This is a genomic window from Paenibacillus endophyticus, assembly GCF_014192395.1.
GTDB classification, from domain to species: Bacteria; Bacillota; Bacilli; order Paenibacillales; family Paenibacillaceae; genus Pristimantibacillus; species Pristimantibacillus endophyticus.
The window spans coordinates 158,136-177,639 of sequence record NZ_JACHXW010000003.1; the positions used below are offsets into that span (position 1 = coordinate 158,136).

Consider the following 19,504-nt stretch of genomic DNA (forward strand, 5'->3'; position numbering starts at 1 on the left):
TTGTCATTCCTATAGCTCACCGAATCCGAACAGTGCCTCGCGGGCATCCTCCATTCGGATATGTCCCTGCTGGACAAGCTCGCGCAACGCGAACTCCATCGTCTGCATGCCCTGCGACTTGCCAGTCTGCATAACGGAGCGAATTTGATAAATTTTCTCCGTTCGAATCAAGTTGGCTACGGCCGGTGTATTGACGAGCACCTCGAATGCTCCAATCCGCCCGTTGCCGTTCGGCTTCGGCAGCAGCCGCTGAGAGATGACACCAAGCAGAACGGCCGCAAGCTGAATCCGAATTTGCGATTGCATAGCAGGCGGGAAGACATCTATAATCCGGTCGATCGTTTGCGGCGCGTCGGCTGTATGTAAGGTGGCAAATACGAGATGACCCGTCTCAGCTGCGCTGATCGCCGTGCTGATCGTCTCTAAATCTCTCATCTCGCCAACCAGTACGATGTCTGGGTCCTGCCGCAGTGCAGCCCGCAAGCCTTGGGAGAAGGAGGGTGTATCGAGTCCAATTTCCCTTTGGTTAACCATTGATTTCTTATGGTCATAAATAAATTCAATCGGGTCCTCAAGCGTAATAATATGAGCGTTCTCCGTATGGTTCAAATGATCGATAATCGATGCTAATGTCGTTGACTTCCCGCTCCCCGTCGGCCCCGTTACGAGGAGTAAGCCTTGTGGTTTTTTGGCAAACTCTGCTGCTATACGGGGAAGCCTCAGCTCCTCCATTGAGGGAATTCTTCCCGGGACAATCCGAATGGCTAAGCCCACGCTTCCGCGCTGTTTATAGGCATTAATCCGGAATCTTGCTAAGCCTGCAACGCCGTATGAAAAGTCAACATCGCCGTTTAACTGCAGCGTCTCGTAGCTCTCATCGGTCATAAATTGCTTCGCGAGCTCCAGCGTGTCCTTTGGCTTAAGAAATGTATCGTTTAAGGGCACCAGCTCACCATGTATTCGGAAAATGACAGGTGAGTTGACTGTAATATGTATATCGGACGCCTGCTTGGCATGCGCGAGATAAAGCAATTCTTCCGCTTGCATATGAACAGCAACCTCCTTCCCGAACAATGCTTGTCTACTCTCCGTGTCCAAGAACGCGGAACACCTCGGTTACTGTTGTCTGGCCTTCAACAGCCTTGCTTAATCCATCAGCCATAATCGGGATCATCCCTTGCTTTAAGGCATGCTCGTAATACTCATTGTCGGAGCGCTTCGAAATAATTAATGCACGCATCTCATTGTCGATGAGCAAAACCTCGTGAATCGCCAATCGTCCCTTATATCCCGTACGACCGCATTCTCCGCAGCCGGCGCCTCGATAAAGATACTCAACATGGATGCCTTGCTCAGCAATTAATTCCAGCTCCTTATCGATTGGCGTGTATTTCTGTTTGCAATGCACACATATACGTCTGACTAGCCGCTGCGCAACGATACAATTAACCGCTGAGGAAATGAGAAAAGGTTCTACGCCCATATCGATCAATCTCGTAATCGAATTGACCGCATTATTCGTATGCAGCGTACTTAATACGAGATGCCCTGTCATAGCTGCTCTGACTGATATTTCCGCCGTTTCCGAGTCACGGATCTCTCCAAGCATAACGATATTCGGATCCTGCCGAAGTATCGCCCTTAAACCTCTTGCGAACGTTAGGCCCGTCAGCGGATTGACCTGTACCTGATTAACGCCTTCCAGCTGATATTCAACAGGATCCTCTACGGTTATGATATTGACATCTTCCTTATTCAAATGCGCGAGCGCGGAATACAATGTCGTTGATTTGCCGCTGCCGGTAGGTCCCGTAATGAGGACGACGCCGTAGGCCATTTCTATGCTTTTGCGGAAGACCGCCTCATTGCGCTCGGATAAGGCTAACTTCGATATGTCAGCGAGTGAATTGCCTAAATCCAGCACTCGAATGACGACCTTCTCCCCATGAATGGTCGGAAGCGTGGAAACCCGAACGTCAACCTTGCGAAAATCGATATCCAGCTCAACCCGGCCATCTTGCGGCAAACGGCGTTCGGCAACGTTCAAGTTAGCCATGATTTTGATGCGGGCTACGATAATGCCGTGCATATTGGGCGGCAGTGTCCGCTCCGTCCGCATAACGCCGTCCACCCGGTATCTGATCCGAAAACTGCCATCCTGCGGGTCCATATGAATATCGCTTGCGCCAAGTTGAACGGCCTGCACGATAATTTGGTTAACGGTTTTTACGACAGGAGAATCTTCATCCTGTATTGCATGATCCTCATCTATATCTTTTAGCTGCAGGTTTTGGCTAATTTGCTCAATCGTATCCTGCAATCCGTAAAAACGATTAATAGCACGAACAAGCTCATCCTTAGAAGCAATCACCGGTTCAATTCGAAGTCCCGTTGCAATTCTGATCTCATCAATCGCAAAATAATCCAGTGGATCGGCCATTGCAAGAATCAGTCTATTGCCTTCCATGCGAAGCGGCATGACGCAATGCTGGTCTGCAAGCTTCTGGGAAATTAATTGAATAATTTTCGGATCGATCTTCTGACGATAAATTTGCACATGCGGAATGCCCAGTTGAAACTCCAGTGCTTCAATGAACTGCTGCTGCGTTATGTATCCTTTGGAAATGAGCACATCACCGAGTCTTGTCTTTAATTCCCGCTGCTGAACCAATGCCTGCTGAAGCTGCTCTTGGGTAATTACACCAGACTCGACTAGCAAATCTCCTATTCGCTTACGGGCTCCTGACATCATTCATCACCAACCAACTAATCATAGATTTGCAAATAAAGTAGAATGCGCCGCAAACAATGTTGAAACTTGACTTAATTAAAGCAAGGAATAGATTTCCTGTCAATGACTTTGGACCTATTTTATCCATTTTTAAATAGGCATATTTTACCACGCAATTTTGAAAGCATTTCCACTTGGTATATTTGAACAACATATTATATAGCGACTAAAACACCACTCGCATTTATTGTCGAATTCTGTCCTAATTTTACTACAATTCGACAAAATTTGAAGAGTCCAAGTTCCCAATTAAATTGCGTCTTCATCAATAAAATTTAAATGCAATTATTTTAATATCGGAGGTGATTTCGGCTTGAAGAAATGACTCAGCAACCTGTGCTATACTTTTGAAATGGAACAATGGAAAAAAAATCTGGTCGTGTTGTGGTTCGGACAGTTTCTCGTTATGGCTGGAATGACGATGATCATTCCGTTCCTGTCCCTCTATCTGCAATTTGATCTAGGCTTGTCCGATACGCATGAGATCGGGATATGGGCTGGCATTATTTTTGCCGGCAACTTCGTTACCTCCTTTATATTCCAACCGATATGGGGCAAAATGGCGGACCGCTACGGCCGTAAAATGATGCTGCTCCGCTCGGGCTTCGGCATGTCCATCGTTATGGTGCTGATGGGTTTCGCGACGAACCCTTGGCATTTGCTGCTGCTCCGCATGTTGAATGGTACGATTTCGGGCTTCAACCCAGCCTCGATCGCGCTCATCTCAGCAACAACACCCAAAGCCAAAATGGGCTTTGCGATGGGAACCATTCAATCCGGCGGCATTGCCGGCACGATTCTCGGTCCATTTATAGGCGGTTTGCTCGCTGACAGCATCGGCTTTCGACCCATTTTTTATTTGACAGGAGCGTTGCTGTTCGCTGCTTCGCTGCTTGCTTTATTCGTGGTCAAAGAACCCTTTGACCGCATGAAAGCCGCGCAGCGCGTACAAGCCTCCGTAATCGAAGGATTTCGCAAGCTAAGCGGGATTCCTCAGCTAACAGCGCTGTTTGCCGTCACCTTCCTCATCCAATTCGCGATGATGAGCCCGATGACGCTTATCCCGCTATATGTACAGGAGCTGCATGGAACAACCGCCAACCTTGCATTTTTTGCCGGCTTCGTCGGCTCGGTTACCGGCCTCTCCAATCTCGTCGCCTCGCCTCTGCTAGGAAAGTTAAGCGACCGGGTTGGTGCAGAACGAGTGCTTGGCGTCGCGCTCGTTGGCTCATCGCTTGCTTTTATTCCGCAGGCTTTAGCGGGAACCGTTTGGCAATTGCTGATCGCACGCTTCATACTGGGTATTTTTCTGGGGGGTCTTATTCCAGCCGTAAACTCCCTGATTCGAAAATATACGCCGGACGGCATGGAGAGCCGCTCCTACAGCTTCAACACCAGTACGATGAGCCTCGGCAATATGATCGGCCCGATCACGGGTGGAGCATTGTCAGGCTGGATTGGCATTCAAGGACTGTTTCTGCTCTCTGCGGTCATGCTGATGATCAACGCGGGGTGGGTTTACCAATCCCTGCTGCGCAAAAGTCCGTTTTCGCAGCAGGGCAAAGATAACTGATTCGTTGTGATGAGTTAGAAAAGGGCATACGGGAATTCTACTTCCTCGTGTGCCCTTTTTCCGCTGTCCGACGAGCTGGAAATTCTCCGCCACGGTCAATGACATATATTGTCGTTTTCCGACAAATTTCATTGCAGCTCATATAATCTAACGAGAGTTACGCTGGTTTAAACATCTCCAACGGCTATTTCCCAAAAACCGGCTGCTCCGACTTCAGTAAGTAAAAAAGTCAATTTCACGCTGTAAGTACGCATGCGTGCTTTCAGTACAAACAAACCAGTTACATAATCGCGGTTGGAACACATACGTGCATACAGTATCGTTCCCACCTCTCTCCCACACCGATTTCACTCCGTATGCACGCTTGCGTGCTTACAGCATCATTCCCGCCTCCCCCCACACCGATGTCACTACGTAAGCACATATCCGCAGTTACAGACCAAACCGCAAACAAAAAAACACCCTGAGCCGGATCGGCTAATACCGAACCTGCTCATGGTGCCAATGAGAGTTACTTTACAATCGCGATGGCGAGTCCGTCATATCCCGGCAGCACCGTGCTCTGCAGGCGTTCATCCGATGCAATCGTTTCATTAAAGAAACGCACCGCCTGTACAGACGGCCCTGCCTTCGCAGGGTTAGTTGTCCTGCCTCGCAGCAAAATATTATCCCCTACAATTACCGCTCCGGGATTGGCAAGCGCAATTGCATGCTCCAGATATACCGGATAACCTTCCTTATCTGCGTCGATAAAAAAGAAGTCAAACTTCCGGCCCGCTTCCTGCAGCTGTGCCAAGCTCTGCTTTGCATCCCCGACCATATACTCTACTTTCTCTCCCAGTCCTGCTGCTTCCATATGCACCTGTGCCAGCTCCGCATAGCTCGGCAAAAGCTCAAGCGATGTAAGCTTTCCGCCTTCCTTCAGCCCACGTGCCAGACAGATGCCGCTGTAACCGCCGAGAGCGCCGATTTCTACGATCGTTTTTGCGCCGGATAGCGATACGAGCATCGTAAGCAAACGCCCGTAGCCGTCCGCAACCGAAATATCCGGCATTCCGTTTGCTGCAATCCCTGCTTTTACACGCTCTAAATCATCATCCGTACTATAAAGGGAATCCACATATTGCTCGTCTTGTAACATCATTCCACTCTCTCCAATTTTACAATTTGTAAAAACCATCTAGTTTGCCCTATACTTGATTGTATGTTTTTGTTCACGGGGATACAAGCATAGGCTTATGAAGCAGCATCCAATATTGCAAAGTATGAATGAAAAGAGAGTGTACAATGGAAAAATTACAGCTAATCGCAACCGCGCCGATGGGACTTGAAGCGGTTGTCGCACGTGAGCTGAAAGATTTAGGCTATACCGACCTGCAGGTCGAGAACGGACGCGTCAATTTCACAGGTGGTCCGCTCGACATTTGCCGTACCAACCTTTGGCTGCGCACAGCTGGCCGCATACTTATCAAAATGGGAGAATTCCCGGCTACGACCTTTGATGAGCTGTTCGAGGGCACAAAAGCGCTTGATTGGCCGACATGGATTCCGAACGATGGAGAATTCCCCGTTAATGGCCGTTCGCAGAAATCGCAGCTGACAAGCGTACCCGCCTGTCAAAGCATCGTTAAGAAAGCCGTTGTTGACAAAATGTCCGCACAATACGGCACCGAATGGTTCCCCGAGAACGGCGTACGCTACGTGATTGAGGTTACGCTTATGAACGACCGCGCCATGCTGACGCTCGATACGACCGGTGACGGCTTGCATAAGCGCGGATACCGCAAAGTAGCGACAGAGGCGCCGATTCGAGAAACGCTGGCCGCAGCACTTGTGCAACTGAGCCGTTGGAATCCGGAGCGTCCTTTATATGATCCGTTTTGCGGCTCAGGCACGATCCTCATTGAAGCAGCCATGATAGGCTGGAATATCGCACCGGGACTTCGCCGCAGCTTCAACAGCGAGGGCTGGCCCTTGATCCCGAATGAGCTTTGGGATGAAGCGCGCGACGAAGCCTTCGATCTAGTAAAAGATGACGTTCCGCTTCAGATTGCCGGCTCCGATATCGATCCAGGCGCCATTGAAATCGCCGAAGCTGCCATCAAGAAAGCGGGCTTTGGCAAAGAAATCAAGCTAAGCGTGCAGCCTGTCGCTAAAGTAAAGCTGGAAGGCGATTATGGCGTCATTATTACGAATCCGCCTTACGGAGAACGTCTTGGCGATGATGTCCAAGCAGAAGCAGCCATGCGCCAATTCGGCTTAACTGCACTTCATTATCCGACATGGTCCTATTTCTCGATCAGCCCGTCAACTTCCATAGAGCATTACTTTGGCCGTCCAGCCGATAAAAAACGCAAGTTGTTCAACGGCCGCATCGAATGTAATTACTTGCAATTTTTCGGCCCGCTTCCTCCGCGCGGCAATCGCTCGCAGCCATAAGGGAGGAGCTTAATACAAATGCTATCGAATCATCAAAAACCATTGCGCCGCAGCATGAGCATGATGCTTGTCTGGCTTGAACGCTATAAAGCTATCGACCTGCTGTTGTTCACGGCCGCGCTGCTGGCAAAAGTATATTTATTCTCGGACATATTGCATGTCAAGAATATGAAAATGACCAGCACGGACGCTATCATCGAGCTTGGCGCCATTATGCTGTTCAGCTTTTGGACAGTCTGGCTTCCCGCGCGGGGCAGGATACTTTCACTTATCGGCTTGAACATGCTTGCGTCCTTTGTATTGTACGCAGATATTATTTACTATCGTTATTTCCAAGATTTAATTTCAATACCTGTGCTGCTGCAATTCAGCCAAGTAGACTCGCTCGGAGAGAGCATCGGCACTCTGCTGCACGTCAAAGACTTCCTTCTATTCCTTGACTGGATTGTCATAGTGCCATTTGCAATCTACATGCTTATGCGCGGGAAGCGTGATCTGCGCCTCGCTAATGAGTATCGCCGGATTTCTCCCGTTTGGCAAAAAGCGCTCGTCCGCATCGTCATGAGCGCAGCCATCTTCGGGATTGGCGCCTCGCTCGTTTTCACGAACGTCAATGAGGCGAAGCGTACGTGGGGCCAGGGCATTTTTGAAGGGAATTGGTGGAACCTATCCATCTACAACGTGACTGGAGCACTCGGCTTCCATGGCTATGACGCTTACCGCTATGTGAAACGGAACTGGCTGGACGCGGAGACGGTCAGTGCTGAGCAAGCGTCGGAAACGAAAAGCTGGATCGAGGCCCGCGGTGCCCTTCGCGGAGCGCTTGAGCAGGACAAGCTCTTTGGAGCATACACCGGCAGCAACGTTCTTATGATTCAGCTCGAGGCTTTCCAAAATTTTATGATCAACAAATCGATTGGCGGTCAAGAAATTACGCCTCATTTGAATGGCCTGATCAAGCAGAGCGCTTATTTCAGCCAGTTCTATCACCAGACCGCGCAAGGCCGGACCTCTGATGCAGATTTTACGGCCAATTGCTCCATGCAGCCTGTTCCGAACGGCTCCGTATTCATTCAATATGCGCCGAATGAGTTTGATTGCATGTCCAGCACCTTAAAGACGAGTGGCTACGGAACTTCCGTCTTCCACGCTTACGAGGGTGGATTCTGGAATCGGAACACAATGTATCACAATATGCAATATGATCAGTTTTACAGCTTGAAGCATTTCACGCTCGATGAGAAAATCGGCTGGGCGCTCGGAGATAAATCCTTTTTCAGGCAGTCCATGGACGTGATTTCGGACCAAAAGCAGCCTTTTTACTCTTTTCTTATTACCTTGTCGAGCCATTATCCCTTTACCATGCCCAAAGCGGAGCAGCAGCTTAGCTTAGGCGAGCTGGACGGTACGATCATGGGCGACTATCTGCAATCTATCCATTATGTTGACGCCGCGCTCGGCGAGCTCATTGAACGGATGAAAGCAGAAGGACTTTGGGACAACACGATTCTAGCGATGTACGGCGACCACGACAATTCGATAAAGGATTGGTCGCTGCTAGAGACATTCCTTGGCAAGCCTCTCAATGAAATGGAGCGCCAGATGATGCTGAAGCAGGTTCCTCTGCTCGTACATTTGCCTGGCGACGAGCATGCCGGCACCTATTCGGGAGTGGGCGGACAGCTTGATGTAACGCCGACGATCATGCATCTGCTTGGCATGTCGACTGCTGATCAGTACTTAATCGGGACGCCTCTTCTAACCGAGCTCCCGCTTCAAGGCAAGCTTGTTGTACAGCGGAATGGATCTTTCACTGACGGCTCTGTCTATTATTTGCCATCATCGGATGGAATAATGGACAATGGTGCCTGCTGGAGCATCCCTAGTCAGGCATTAACCGATATGAACGCCTGCGCAGCCGCAGCCGAGAACGCTCGTACCGAGCTCACCGTATCCGATCAGATCGTTATGAACAACCTGATCGAGCACTTCAAAGAGCAATCGGCCACGGAAGCGCGTGCAGGCAGTCAACTGGAAACCGCAGCAAAATAATCTGCTATATACGTTGAACTAAAGTTTTAGAAACCTATGGTAAGAAAATAACGACCTGCATGTCGAATAAGAAAGAAAATAATTTGAACAGGCAGAGATGAAGTTGGAAAACTAAACATCACGAAATGAAGTGACACAAGCTATGAAATATACAAAAGAACGCCGCAGGTATGAACCATATCAAGCTATGTATATCTTATGGGAAAATCAGTAAAGGACATCGCCGAGTTCTGTGGTTCAACTTATATAGTTGGGGTAGTTTGTTTAGAAAATAGCGCTATCGGACGAGGCTGCGCTGCGGTTTGTACAACGTAATCGACGTAACTTGCCTAACTCGATACATACACTGTACTTTGTGCAATCGATGGCCTATTCTAAGGAGATATTCGTTAGTTTGGAGCTCATTCTACTGCATAATTACAGTGTAGCCATCCGAAACAGTTCTCATGTGAGGTTTCTATTGTACAAAGTGCAGGCTAGGCTGCTTCTCATTAAACGATATACCTGGAACTTAAAAATGAAGATTTAGCGAAGCGTCCAAAACGTAAATGTTTAGTTCAACCTATCAAGCGTCGCAGCAAGCGTAAACGGCTGAAGCCGTCCTCTGGCGGCTAAGCATACGTTTCGCGTAGAAATTTAGAGAAAGTTGGCGAAATCATATACTTTCCTATATTTGAAACAAAGAAGCTCCTCAGCCAGCGGCCAGGGAGCTTCTTTGTTTCATGCGCTTTTTCAAATAGGATTTCATTTTCCATTTCACTTGCTGCTTCTATGGCTTCTATGGCTTCTATGGCTTCTATGACTTCTATTGCTTCTTCAATTGCGAGTTCTAAGCTTACATAATCAATTTCTTTTGCGTCACATGTAACTTTCGCTGTTCTATTTCATCTTTTGTTTCGTTTTATCTTCAATTCCATCCTTAATTCCATCTTTTATTTCACTTTCACTTTCACTTTCACTTTATATATCTTCGTTTCTTTCAACTTCTATCTCAATAGCTATTGCAAGCATTATTTCTTATGCTGCTTCAGCCAGTCGACCGCGTCATCCAGCTTCTCTACCGGCACAATATTAAGCTCAGCCGCCCCGCTGCGTGCTTCCGCTTCCTGTTCCTTAGGGACAAAGAAGACGTCCGCATCCGTTCGGCTCACCGCATATGCCTTTTGTTTAATGCCGCCGATAAGGCCTACGCTTCCATCCGCCTCGATGGTACCCGTGCCTGCGACCTGATTACCGAACGTAATCCCGCCTGGCGTCAGTTGATCCAGAATGGCTAGCGTCAGCATCGCTCCATGCGAGGGCCCGCCAATATGGGCCATAAATCGTTTGTAATCGATGCTGCGAGGAATATCGACCAGCAGCTCCGTCTGTACGGAAATACCGAATACCGGCCTCTCAGCCTGATCAGCCGAAGCTTTTGCAGCAACCTCTTCCCTCTTAACTTCTCCTGCCCTTCTAAGGGTAACCTCAACGATATCCCCCGGCTTAACCGACTCCTCCATATAACCGGTCATATCGCTTATCGTTCGTACAGCTTGTCCATTCAGCTTGTCAATAATATCACCAGCCATCAGACGACCCTCGGCTGGACTGTCCTTCACAATAGCGACAACTCGAACGCCATCCGGTGTTAATCCTTCTCCTATTCCAGCCATCTTCATAGCAACGGCGGCTGCCACGCTGTTCGCATCCGTCTTCATCATGACGACTTGTGCATATGTTTCTGTAAGCGGTGGCTCATTTTCCGGCGTTTTTTGGAAACTGTACAATGGCAGAATACTCGCATACAGCCAATCCGCAGGTACGGCAGGCCGATCAAATACGAGAACCCCGTTGACCGTTCCCCCATGCTGACCGCCATCCACATGCGCATATCGATTCATATTCAAAGTCATCCCTGGATAAGTAACCTGATAGCCGGTTGGACACAGCAGAGCAAATAGCAGCATAAGCGACACAACGAGTACAGTCCCACCCCGCTTTGGCAGCCATACAGGCAATCTACCGCGGCTCAGCTGCCGCCCATTGCCGCTCATTCGATTCGCTGATCTTCTTCTCTCGATTCCCTCACTGATCAGCAAATCAACGTATACGAGCGGCACAGCTGCGCCAGTCACGAGCAGCAGCCGAAACAGCTCCTCCGGCAAAAATACAATGTAAAATGTACCTATTGCACTAAGGATGGCTATAGCAGCCCGCAGCAGTTGCATGGCAAAAACGATCCCTTTCCCACTCCGCTGCTCCCAAATGGCAAGCAGCGCACCTACAGCCCAGCTAAGCGGGATGCATGCAACGAAGTAAAATAGCCAATCAATCATCTCAATCCATTGCATGCCGCTTCCTGTCTTTAGAGGTGCTGGCAGCCAAATGAGCTCCGATGCGATTAAACAAGCAAAGGCTGCTGTTAACCCGAACAAATAATAAACGGCTGGCTTGCGCATTCACTTTCCTCCTACTATTCCTCTAGATCATCTCGTTTTCAGCCGCATAACAAACAAAAGACCCGACGAACGACGTCGCGGGGTCTTACTTCGTCTGCAAATATTGGCGTTCTTCCGATCCGATGCCCCGATCCCTAAGCTCGCCTTTCTCTATGCCTTGAATACGCTCAAGCCATTCCGCCGGGGAATGCTCAGACCGCCGTGCTAGGTCCAGCAGCTGTGCGTAATGCGTGCAATTCTCATATCCGCCAAGCTTGCGTACGATCTCGATATATTCCACCACCAGCGCCCTCGCTTCCGAAGCAGGATAACCGTGATCCGCAGACAGAGCTTCAACGATTCCCCGCTCATACAAGCTTAACCTCACCTGTGCCTTCACTTTCATGATACGTCCACCTGCTTCCCGTATAAATATGGTAGCCAACAAGCTTTACATGCGACTCCCATCGCTCGGAGCAAAAAACAACTTGATTGCCGAGCCGAAGCGAGTCCATCTTCCTACCCTTGCGCGACACCGTTATTTGTTCATAAAACCATTGCTCATCCTTATATAATTGTACTGCTTTATGTACGATTTTTCCAGTATCATTGTCTGCCATCGGACCTATAATGATATCGGGATGGATTGTACAGGGGTCTTCTCCCTTGACGTTTGCCCTCCGGTGGGCATAAATAAAGGACGCCCATGCCGGTGAATCCGATAGAAACAAAAGCGGTTCCACCTTCTCTGGCACGGAAGCCAGCTCGACAACAAGCACGCAGGGCTTGCTGCCGTTCCACGACTCCTTCGCCGCTTTATGCGACCATTTCCGCGCTTGCGCGATGGAGATCGTCGTGTAGAAGCCCTCCCCGAAGTCTTTGCCTGGTTTCCAATAAGGCGAATTGAGCAGCTTTTGCCCAAAGGATTGTACAGTATCGCTTGTCGTCCCATGATATAGCAGCTGCGGAGTCGTAATATCCACTCTCTTGCTCCTTTCATATCCTTGTGTAGACAACAAGACCCTACGAAAAATAGCTCGCAGGGTCCTGGTGTAAGTACGATTATTTCTTGATATAAGGACGGACCTTCTCGATCGCCTCATCCTCGTTTGCTGCCTTGATGTACCGGCCATTAATAAAAATGAATGCGTAGCGGGCGCATGGCCCGCAATAAGACTTGCAGCCCACGCGGATTTCAGCGTCAGGAGCTAGCTTTTGCAGCTTCGGTACGATTGATTTCAATTGTGTATGCTTGCATTTGTCGCAAACACGTATGTCATTTGCCATGATATCTTCCTATTTCAACCGGATACCGAGGGAGCTTAGTGATCGCCGTGGTTGCCCTTGGTTGGATTCGTAATGGCAAAGCCCTCTTCAGGCACATAGAAATAATCGATGCGTACGCCGTCCAGGAAAGCATTGTCTTTCTCGAGAATGACATCAATTCCTTTGTCCGTAGATACAACAATATCCTTTTCAGTCGGCTCGTCAATTCCCATGCCATAATGCGCATGATCGCCATGGGAATGAGTTACGTAAACTCGAAGCAGCTTGCCTTCGTTTTCAGGCTTGTCCAGCTCGAGTTGCAATACTTTAGCGGCATTCTTCGAAATTTTGCAGTTCATTAATCATCCAGCTCCTCTTATCGTTAGCCTTGCGGCAATATTTATTATTTTATATTATACTTGGTCTCCATTCTACGGGCAAACCATTCCGCAATGACCATCGTAACTGCAATATCGTCAATAGGCAGAAACGGCAGCGGCAGCACGTCAGGCAGCACCCAATAGAGGAAAACAGGCACGGTAAAAATCAGCTTGTCCAGCAGTGAAACGTTTTTTGACCGAAGCAGCTGGAAAATACGGACAAACGTCCGCTGCCAATGCCGCAGCGACAGCAACTTGCGCATCTGACACCCCACCTTTGCTGAGCTTTTCGAACTATTATAGCATAAATGGCCGAAGGCCGCTAAAGACGTAGCATCTCTAGCAGCAGCGGCTGCAGCTCCATGTAAATATGGTCAAACTTGCTCATCGGAAGCGGATTCTCTCCATACCCCGCCTCTACCGTAAATCCGGGCCTGCGATAGCGCTGAATATACCAATCCTTGTAACCTGCATCGCTGCCGGACAACTTCACCGCCTCATATCCGCTTGCCCTTGCCAGCTTCTTAGCAAGCTGCTCCGAATCGGCAGGCTCATAATCACGGTAGTTCCAATAAATTTCCCTGCCTTGCGTGTGCAGCGCCATCACGGCATGAAAGCCCATCCTATCCGTGAAGCTGGCCATTGCAGCCGCTTCCGGCTCACTAAGCGGATAAGGTCCAGGATAGTCGCGCGGTCCCGGGCTTTCAATGCCTCTGCGCTTGCATTCCTCTTCCCAAAACGCCGGGAATTGGTCATTCAAATCGACGCCCCGGATATTCGCTTTCCAGCCCTCGAACTGCGCAGAGCCCCTATTCCACTCCAATAGCTGGCGATAATAGGGATGCCTCTCCGACAAGCCTTCCTGCGAAAGCTCAACACCGTCGGGATTGACCATGGGAACGACCCATAATGTCACCTCTCTGCACAGATCCGCCACCCGCTGTCCGCCGATTTCCTCGCCGCTGCAATACGCTGCCGATAAATCCGCGACAAAACGCATCAACAAAGCGGATGTGATCCACTCATTCGCATGAAATGAACCATTCATATGGATGCGGCGTTGACCCGTACCGCAGCGAAGGGCGAGCAGCGGCTTGCCCATCACGCTTTCCCCGATTACATGCGATGACAGAAAGGGGTACCTGCCCGACAGCTGCCTGACCCCTTCCAGCAAATCAGCATACCTATAGCTTTGTTCGGAGTACATGACGATCCCTCCAGCTGCCTTAGTTTACTCCCTTCATCGTATGCGCTGAGCGGGCTGTCCTATGAAGCAACGCCCAAAAGAAGCTGAACCGGCAGGTGCAGCTTCTTAGGCAGCGCGTGAATCTCACACGATCGTCGGAATTTGCCATACAACAGGCGACAGCTGAATTTGCTTGCCCAGCCATTGATGAGTTATCAATTGGAATATACGTGTATCGCCGCTGCAAAAAAACTGATGAACGGGTATGGAATCACCCTGCGAGAGGCTTCCTTTTTTGTCTAGAATTGCGCTAATCTCGCGTGCCGTCTCGTCTGCCGAGCTGATTAGCGTTACCCCCTGCCCCATAACCTCGGAGATGGTCTCCGTCAAGAACGGGTAATGCGTACAGCCGAGAATAAGCGTATCCATCGGATAACCCTGCAGATGTCCGAGGGAGCTTTGTACGGTTTCATAGGTTTCCCTTGAACGGAAGTTCCCTTTCTCAACTAGCGGTACAAAGCGCGGACACGCTTCGCTAATGACCGTAATTTCGGGAGACAGCGCTTTTAGCGCCTGATCATAAGCTTTGCTTTTAATCGTTCCCTCCGTGCCTATCACGCCGACACAGCCGGTAACCGTTAAGCGTATAGCGGCTCTTGCCCCGGGATTGATGACTCCGATTACTGGAATCTCAACGCGGGAGCGGATATCCTCAAGTCCGGCAGCCGTTGCCGTATTGCATGCTATGACAATCATTTTGGGGTTAAACTGAATAAGATAATCGACGATTTCCCTCGTAAAACGAATAATTTCCTCCGAAGAGCGCGGACCGTAAGGCGTTCTGGCCGTGTCTCCGAAATATACGATTTTTTCCCGCGGCAGTTGGCGCATGACTTCCTTGGCAACGGTGAGGCCGCCAACGCCTGAATCTAATATCGCAATCGGTTGCTGCACAAACACACCGCTTTCCTAAACGAATGTAATGAATCCAGACAAAATAGCATATGAAAACAGGCACCAAAACGTACCTGTGCTATAGCCTGCTAGCCAGCACGAGAAGAAGAAAGAGACCCTATGACAGCCATTAGCCGCAGTGAACCATATAAAAGGCTCTATATTGGAATTCAAGCCCGTGCGGGCTGCCATTAGCAGCTGCACGGGCTTTTTGCTCGGCCGTCTGGTCCAGCTGTTTCGTTAGCGCTGTATCGGGTACATACAAGTAGAAACCACGCATTATGCAAAGAACCGATTCGTAAAGGAGGACGATCTGATGACGGAATCTAAGCAATCATCTGGACGTTTGAGAGGAAAAACAGCACTGATTACAGGTGCCGGCTCTGGTATCGGAAGGGCTGCTGCCTTGCAGTTCGCAAAGGAAGGCGCTGATTTAGTCCTTCTCGATGTGAAAGAGAAAGCAATGGAAGAGGTTTGCCGAAGCATTCAACGTTACGATGTCGAATGCCTTGCCATTGAAACCGATATTTCCAGTGAAATTCAGCTCGCCAACGCTTACCGCCAAGTAAGAGAGCGGTTCGACAGCCTGGATATCGTGTATGCTAACGCCGGCATTAACGGCACTCTTGCTCCGATTGAGCTAATGGACTTCGACGATTGGAATACAACGCTCCAGGTGAACTTAAGCGGTACCTTTCTCACCGTTAAGCATGCCATTCCATTCATGAAGAACAACGGCGGAAGTATTATCATTACAAGCTCGATTAACGGAAACCGCGTTTTCTCCAATATAGGCTTCAGCGCATACAGCAGCACAAAGGCCGGACAAGTCGCATTTGCGAAGATGGCCGCTCTTGAGCTTGCCCAGTACAAAATTCGCGTTAATGTCATATGCCCTGGCGCCATTGACACGAATATTGAAGAGAATACGGAGCGAACACCAGAGCTTGATCAGGTCATCATTCCTGTTGAATATCCCGAGGGCAGCCAGCCGCTTGAGGATGGTCCAGGCAGCGCCGCGCAGGTCGCGAAGCTGGCTTTATTTCTGGCATCAGACGATTCCAATCACATTTCGGGCACGGATATTTATATCGACGGAGCAGAGTCTTTGCTGCGCGGTTAATCCATGACCATTTGTTTGACAACTACATATAAAGGAGCTGGAGCCAATGTTCAAAGAATGCTTGTACCACTCACCGGATCTGAAATGGGCCTATGCCTACGATTGTGATACTTTTCATCTCAGGCTCCGCACCAAACGAGACGATGTGGAGGAAGCGGTTGCCGTGACGGGAGACAAATACGACTGGGATAACCATGCGATGGACATACCAATGGAAAAAATCGCAGCCGATTCTTTATTCGATTATTGGGAGGCTGTCATCAAACCCGAATTCCATCGCTTTTCATACGGATTCCGTGTCCGCAGCGGGGACGAAATGCTATGGCTGATTGAGACCGGCGTCTTCGAGGAGATGCCCACCCCGGCAGGCGGCTACTTCGAGGTCCCCTTCATCCACGCCATCGATCTATTTGATGCGCCGGAATGGGCAAAGTCGGCCGTTTTCTATCAAATTATGCCTGATCGCTTCGCAAATGGCGATTCGAGCATTGACCCGGAGGGCATTCGTCCTTGGGGAGAAACGCCTGGCGGAGAAGATCATTTCGGCGGAGATTTGCAAGGCATCCTCGATCACTTGAGCCATTTGACTGATTTAGGTGTCACGGCCATTTATTTAACTCCCTTGTTCACAGCGCCCTCCAACCACAAATATGATACGGTCGATTATAAGCAAATCGATCCCCAATTTGGCGATGCTGCGCTGCTTAAGCAACTGGTGAAGTCCTGCCATGAGCTCGGGATACGCGTCGTGCTGGATGCCGTATTCAACCATACAAGCGAGCAATTCCCTCCTTTTCAGGATGTCCTGAAGCATGGGGAGAGCTCCAAATACAAAGACTGGTTTCACTTGAACGGCTTTCCCGTTGAGGTCAAGGATGGCACTGCCAACTACGCAACTTTTGGCTTTTACGGCAATATGCCAAAGCTCAATACGGCGAATCCAGAGGTTAAGCAGTATTTGCTCGAGGTAGCTGTCCATTGGATAAGAGAGGCGGATATTGACGGCTGGCGGCTCGATGTAGCCAATGAAATCGACCACTCCTTCTGGCATGATTTCCGAACAGCAGTAAAAACCGAGAAGGCCGATGTTTTTATTATCGGGGAGGTTTGGGGCAATGCGCTCAATTGGCTGCACGGGGATGAATTCGATTCGTCCATGAACTATCCGTTTACGAATAAGGTGACGGAATTTTTCGCCGCTTCCGACTATGCTGCCTCCGATTTCGCTGACCAAATCAACAGCCTGCTTATGCGCTATCCGCAGCAAACGAACGAGGCGCTGTTCAATCTGCTCTCCAGCCACGACATTCCGCGTGCAGCGACCAGGCTAGGCGGCAATAAAGACCGACTAAAGCTGGCCGTCGTGTTCATGATGGCTTCCATGGGCATTCCCTGCATCTACTATGGCGACGAAATCGGCCTTGATGGCGGAGATGATCCCGATTGCCGCAAATGCATGGAGTGGGACACCGACAAGCAGGACCGTGAGCTATTCGACTTTTACCAGCTGCTGATTGCCCTTCGCAAGGAGCATGCCGCGCTCCGCGACGGACGCTTCCGCTTCCTGCATGCCGACAATGCAAATGGGACGCTCCTTTTCGAGCGTTTGAACACCCGGCAGCATTTTACAATCTGGATCAACAATACGGAGGAAGCCGTCACGCTCTCGCATCCCATGAAAGCCGATGATTGGCATGACGCGCTGACCGGGGAAAAGATCGTCTTGGCGGAGGATAAGCTTGAAATCGAGCTTCCGCCTCTGGATTTCAGAATCATCTATCGGAATATTTAACGGCTTTTGAACCCTTGCTTTGCCATTTAGGCAAGGAAAGGGTTCTTTTTCCCCTTATCGCTCCCCCTCCCTATCGAATCCGGCCGATAAACAACCAGCTAATACTTTTTTTTCATTGCATCGGTTTCAAAATAGTCAAGTACGGTTAATGTTTCATTATAATGAACGCAGCCAATACCAACCACACTTATCGGACAGGGGGAAATTAAATTGAAAAGTCATAATGAATGCATTGCCATGTTGTTAGCAGGTGGCGAAGGACGACGCCTTGCACCGCTGACGAGCCAAGCCGCGAAGCCGATTGTCCCGTTCGGTGATCGTTATCGCATGATCGATTTTCCGCTGAATAACTGCGCAAATTCGAATATCCGAACGATTGGTGTTCTTACGCAGTACTGTGCCGATAGTGTTCATAGCTATGTAGCGAACAACAAGGACGAGCTTCAGAAATCGCAAACCGAATGCCGCGTCACGATGCTCCCTTCTTCACGCAAGCGCGCTGACGGCTATGCAGGAACTGCAGACGCGATTTACCAAAATATCGATTACATTGACGAACATAACCCTGAGCATGTGCTCATCCTCTCAGGTGACCATATTTATGAAATGGATTATAAGCCGATGCTTGAATTTCATAAAAACCGCAGCTCTGACGTTACGATTGCCGTTAAGAAGGTCGCTTGGCGAGAAGCAAGCCGCTTCGGCATTCTCAAGACGGACGACCGCTTCAGAGTCAGCTCCTTTCACGAAAAGCCAGCTGAGCCAAATAGCAATTTAGCATCGATGGGCATTTATTTGTTCCGCTGGTCCGAGTTGAAAAAATATTTGCTGACGGATGCCGCCAACCCTAATTCCAGTCATGACTTCGGCAAGGACATCATTCCGGCTATCCTCGCCGCCAAAGCTAACATGGTTGCCTATCCTTACGAAGGCTACTGGCGCGATGTCGGCACGATTGACAGCCTATGGGAAGCGAATATGGATTTGCTTGACGGCGAGCTTAGGCTGAATAAGCAAGAACCGACAGCTCAGCTAGACGCAATCGCCAGCATGGAGGAGCCTTATATAAGCAAGTCAGCAACGATCACTGATTCTCTTCTGCACCCGGCATGCGCAATTGAAGCGGATGTAACGCGCTCTGTCATCTGCAACGGCGTCACAGTAGGGGCGAACAGCGAAATTTACGAAAGCATCATTATGCCAGGCGCTAGAATCGGTCGAAATGTGACGATCCACCGCGCTATTATTGGAGAAGGCGCCATCATACACGACGGAGCTTTTGTCGGTCAGCTGAATGATGAAATATCGGTTGTCGGACCGGGCGAAGCGATTACCGCTTCATCATCCTCATTGAAAGATTACAGCCTGGAACCGCTCACCAGCTTACTCAGCGAGGCACCAGGACGCGTTCACAGCAATATGCTCGGATAAATGATTAGGAATAGTAAATAAGGCAAACCGCAGGAGTCAATGCTCCAAGCTGTTTGCCTTATTTACTGAAAATTCAGTTTTCATTCAATCCAACACG

The 19,504-nt window shown here is 49.5% G+C and carries 18 protein-coding genes; 6 read left to right on the top strand and 12 right to left on the bottom strand.

All coding sequences use genetic code 11. From position 1 onward, the window contains the following. Positions 1-9: 9 nt before the first annotated feature. Both FHS16_RS06220 and FHS16_RS06225 read right to left on the bottom strand, forming a co-directional pair. Entirely contained in the window at positions 10-1,047 is a 1,038-nt protein-coding gene (locus FHS16_RS06220) for a type IV pilus twitching motility protein PilT (protein WP_183560016.1), read from the bottom strand. A 34-nt stretch (positions 1,048-1,081) separates the two neighbouring features. Continuing rightward, a complete protein-coding gene (locus tag FHS16_RS06225) occupies positions 1,082-2,749 on the bottom strand; it encodes a GspE/PulE family protein (RefSeq protein WP_183560504.1) in 1,668 nt (555 codons plus the stop codon). A gap of 394 nt (positions 2,750-3,143) precedes the next feature. On the opposite strand from FHS16_RS06225, the gene FHS16_RS06230 reads away from it, so the two are divergent. Next, on the top strand, positions 3,144-4,364 hold the full coding sequence (locus FHS16_RS06230) for an MFS transporter (RefSeq protein WP_183560018.1): 1,221 nt from the start codon (positions 3,144-3,146) through the stop codon (positions 4,362-4,364). Between the two features lie 511 nt (positions 4,365-4,875). On the opposite strand, the gene FHS16_RS06235 is transcribed toward FHS16_RS06230, so the two are convergent. After that, entirely contained in the window at positions 4,876-5,505 is a 630-nt protein-coding gene (locus FHS16_RS06235; RefSeq protein ID WP_183560506.1) for an O-methyltransferase, read from the bottom strand. Between the two features lie 146 nt (positions 5,506-5,651). Here FHS16_RS06235 and FHS16_RS06240 point away from each other — a divergent pair, with 146 nt between their 5' ends. Together FHS16_RS06240 and FHS16_RS06245 are read left to right on the top strand one after the other, a co-directional pair. Continuing rightward, positions 5,652-6,803, top strand: coding sequence for a THUMP domain-containing class I SAM-dependent RNA methyltransferase (locus FHS16_RS06240; RefSeq protein ID WP_183560020.1), 1,152 nt, complete (start codon positions 5,652-5,654; stop codon positions 6,801-6,803). An 18-nt stretch (positions 6,804-6,821) separates the two neighbouring features. Further along, on the top strand, positions 6,822-8,855 hold the full coding sequence (locus FHS16_RS06245) for an LTA synthase family protein (RefSeq protein ID WP_183560022.1): 2,034 nt from the start codon (positions 6,822-6,824) through the stop codon (positions 8,853-8,855). Positions 8,856-9,865: 1,010 nt separating this feature from the next. On the opposite strand, the gene FHS16_RS06250 is transcribed toward FHS16_RS06245, so the two are convergent. From FHS16_RS06250 to FHS16_RS32240, 9 genes are all read right to left on the bottom strand, one after another. Continuing rightward, positions 9,866-11,296 (bottom strand): S16 family serine protease, encoded by a 1,431-nt coding sequence (locus tag FHS16_RS06250; RefSeq protein ID WP_183560024.1) that lies wholly within the window; start codon positions 11,294-11,296, stop codon positions 9,866-9,868. Between the two features lie 85 nt (positions 11,297-11,381). Beyond that, complete coding sequence (locus FHS16_RS06255; protein ID WP_183560026.1) at positions 11,382-11,681, bottom strand: hypothetical protein; 300 nt, start codon at positions 11,679-11,681, stop codon at positions 11,382-11,384. Beyond that, positions 11,644-12,258: a DUF3990 domain-containing protein gene (locus FHS16_RS06260; RefSeq protein WP_183560028.1), complete on the bottom strand. Its 615-nt coding sequence runs from the start codon at positions 12,256-12,258 to the stop codon at positions 11,644-11,646. The genes FHS16_RS06255 and FHS16_RS06260 overlap by 38 nt, the downstream gene beginning before the upstream one ends. A gap of 79 nt (positions 12,259-12,337) precedes the next feature. Beyond that, entirely contained in the window at positions 12,338-12,562 is a 225-nt protein-coding gene (locus FHS16_RS06265) for a YuzB family protein (RefSeq protein WP_183560030.1), read from the bottom strand. Positions 12,563-12,597: 35 nt separating this feature from the next. Next, positions 12,598-12,900 carry an iron-sulfur cluster assembly accessory protein gene (locus FHS16_RS06270; protein WP_183560032.1) on the bottom strand — a complete coding sequence of 101 codons (303 nt, stop codon included), beginning with the start codon at positions 12,898-12,900 and terminating at the stop codon, positions 12,598-12,600. A 44-nt stretch (positions 12,901-12,944) separates the two neighbouring features. After that, positions 12,945-13,184: a hypothetical protein gene (locus FHS16_RS06275; RefSeq protein WP_183560034.1), complete on the bottom strand. Its 240-nt coding sequence runs from the start codon at positions 13,182-13,184 to the stop codon at positions 12,945-12,947. Between the two features lie 59 nt (positions 13,185-13,243). Further along, a complete protein-coding gene (locus FHS16_RS06280) occupies positions 13,244-14,128 on the bottom strand; it encodes a M14 family metallopeptidase (RefSeq protein ID WP_183560037.1) in 885 nt (294 codons plus the stop codon). Between the two features lie 123 nt (positions 14,129-14,251). Then, positions 14,252-15,061: a glutamate racemase gene (gene racE, locus FHS16_RS06285; RefSeq protein WP_183560039.1), complete on the bottom strand. Its 810-nt coding sequence runs from the start codon at positions 15,059-15,061 to the stop codon at positions 14,252-14,254. A 130-nt stretch (positions 15,062-15,191) separates the two neighbouring features. Beyond that, complete coding sequence (locus FHS16_RS32240) at positions 15,192-15,326, bottom strand: hypothetical protein (RefSeq protein ID WP_281379020.1); 135 nt, start codon at positions 15,324-15,326, stop codon at positions 15,192-15,194. A 51-nt stretch (positions 15,327-15,377) separates the two neighbouring features. On the opposite strand from FHS16_RS32240, the gene FHS16_RS06290 reads away from it, so the two are divergent. The 3 genes from FHS16_RS06290 (at position 15,378) to FHS16_RS06300 (ending at position 19,407) form a co-directional block, all read left to right on the top strand. Continuing rightward, complete coding sequence (locus FHS16_RS06290; RefSeq protein WP_183560041.1) at positions 15,378-16,184, top strand: SDR family oxidoreductase; 807 nt, start codon at positions 15,378-15,380, stop codon at positions 16,182-16,184. A gap of 46 nt (positions 16,185-16,230) precedes the next feature. Then, positions 16,231-17,976 (top strand): alpha-glycosidase, encoded by a 1,746-nt coding sequence (locus FHS16_RS06295; RefSeq protein ID WP_183560042.1) that lies wholly within the window; start codon positions 16,231-16,233, stop codon positions 17,974-17,976. Positions 17,977-18,213: 237 nt separating this feature from the next. After that, positions 18,214-19,407, top strand: a complete 1,194-nt coding sequence (locus tag FHS16_RS06300) for a sugar phosphate nucleotidyltransferase (RefSeq protein ID WP_183560508.1) — start codon at positions 18,214-18,216, stop codon at positions 19,405-19,407. Positions 19,408-19,504 lie beyond the last annotated feature (97 nt).

Excerpts from the sequence above, each read along its gene's own strand:
- FHS16_RS06280 (WP_183560037.1), bottom strand. The coding sequence starts at position 14,128 with ATGTACTCCGAACAAAGCTATAGGTATGCTGATTTGCTGGAAGGGGTC.
- FHS16_RS06225 (WP_183560504.1), bottom strand. The coding sequence starts at position 2,749 with ATGTCAGGAGCCCGTAAGCGAATAGGAGATTTGCTAGTCGAGTCTGGT.
- FHS16_RS06245 (WP_183560022.1), top strand. The coding sequence starts at position 6,822 with ATGCTATCGAATCATCAAAAACCATTGCGCCGCAGCATGAGCATGATG.
- FHS16_RS06270 (WP_183560032.1), bottom strand. The coding sequence starts at position 12,900 with ATGAACTGCAAAATTTCGAAGAATGCCGCTAAAGTATTGCAACTCGAG.
- FHS16_RS06255 (WP_183560026.1), bottom strand. The coding sequence starts at position 11,681 with ATGAAAGTGAAGGCACAGGTGAGGTTAAGCTTGTATGAGCGGGGAATC.
- FHS16_RS06275 (WP_183560034.1), bottom strand. The coding sequence starts at position 13,184 with ATGCGCAAGTTGCTGTCGCTGCGGCATTGGCAGCGGACGTTTGTCCGT.
- FHS16_RS06300 (WP_183560508.1), top strand. The coding sequence starts at position 18,214 with ATGTTGTTAGCAGGTGGCGAAGGACGACGCCTTGCACCGCTGACGAGC.
- FHS16_RS06295 (WP_183560042.1), top strand. The coding sequence starts at position 16,231 with ATGTTCAAAGAATGCTTGTACCACTCACCGGATCTGAAATGGGCCTAT.
- FHS16_RS06240 (WP_183560020.1), top strand. The coding sequence starts at position 5,652 with ATGGAAAAATTACAGCTAATCGCAACCGCGCCGATGGGACTTGAAGCG.
- FHS16_RS06250 (WP_183560024.1), bottom strand. The coding sequence starts at position 11,296 with ATGCGCAAGCCAGCCGTTTATTATTTGTTCGGGTTAACAGCAGCCTTT.
- FHS16_RS06290 (WP_183560041.1), top strand. The coding sequence starts at position 15,378 with ATGACGGAATCTAAGCAATCATCTGGACGTTTGAGAGGAAAAACAGCA.
- FHS16_RS06230 (WP_183560018.1), top strand. The coding sequence starts at position 3,144 with ATGGAACAATGGAAAAAAAATCTGGTCGTGTTGTGGTTCGGACAGTTT.
- FHS16_RS06235 (WP_183560506.1), bottom strand. The coding sequence starts at position 5,505 with ATGTTACAAGACGAGCAATATGTGGATTCCCTTTATAGTACGGATGAT.
- FHS16_RS06220 (WP_183560016.1), bottom strand. The coding sequence starts at position 1,047 with ATGCAAGCGGAAGAATTGCTTTATCTCGCGCATGCCAAGCAGGCGTCC.
- FHS16_RS06265 (WP_183560030.1), bottom strand. The coding sequence starts at position 12,562 with ATGGCAAATGACATACGTGTTTGCGACAAATGCAAGCATACACAATTG.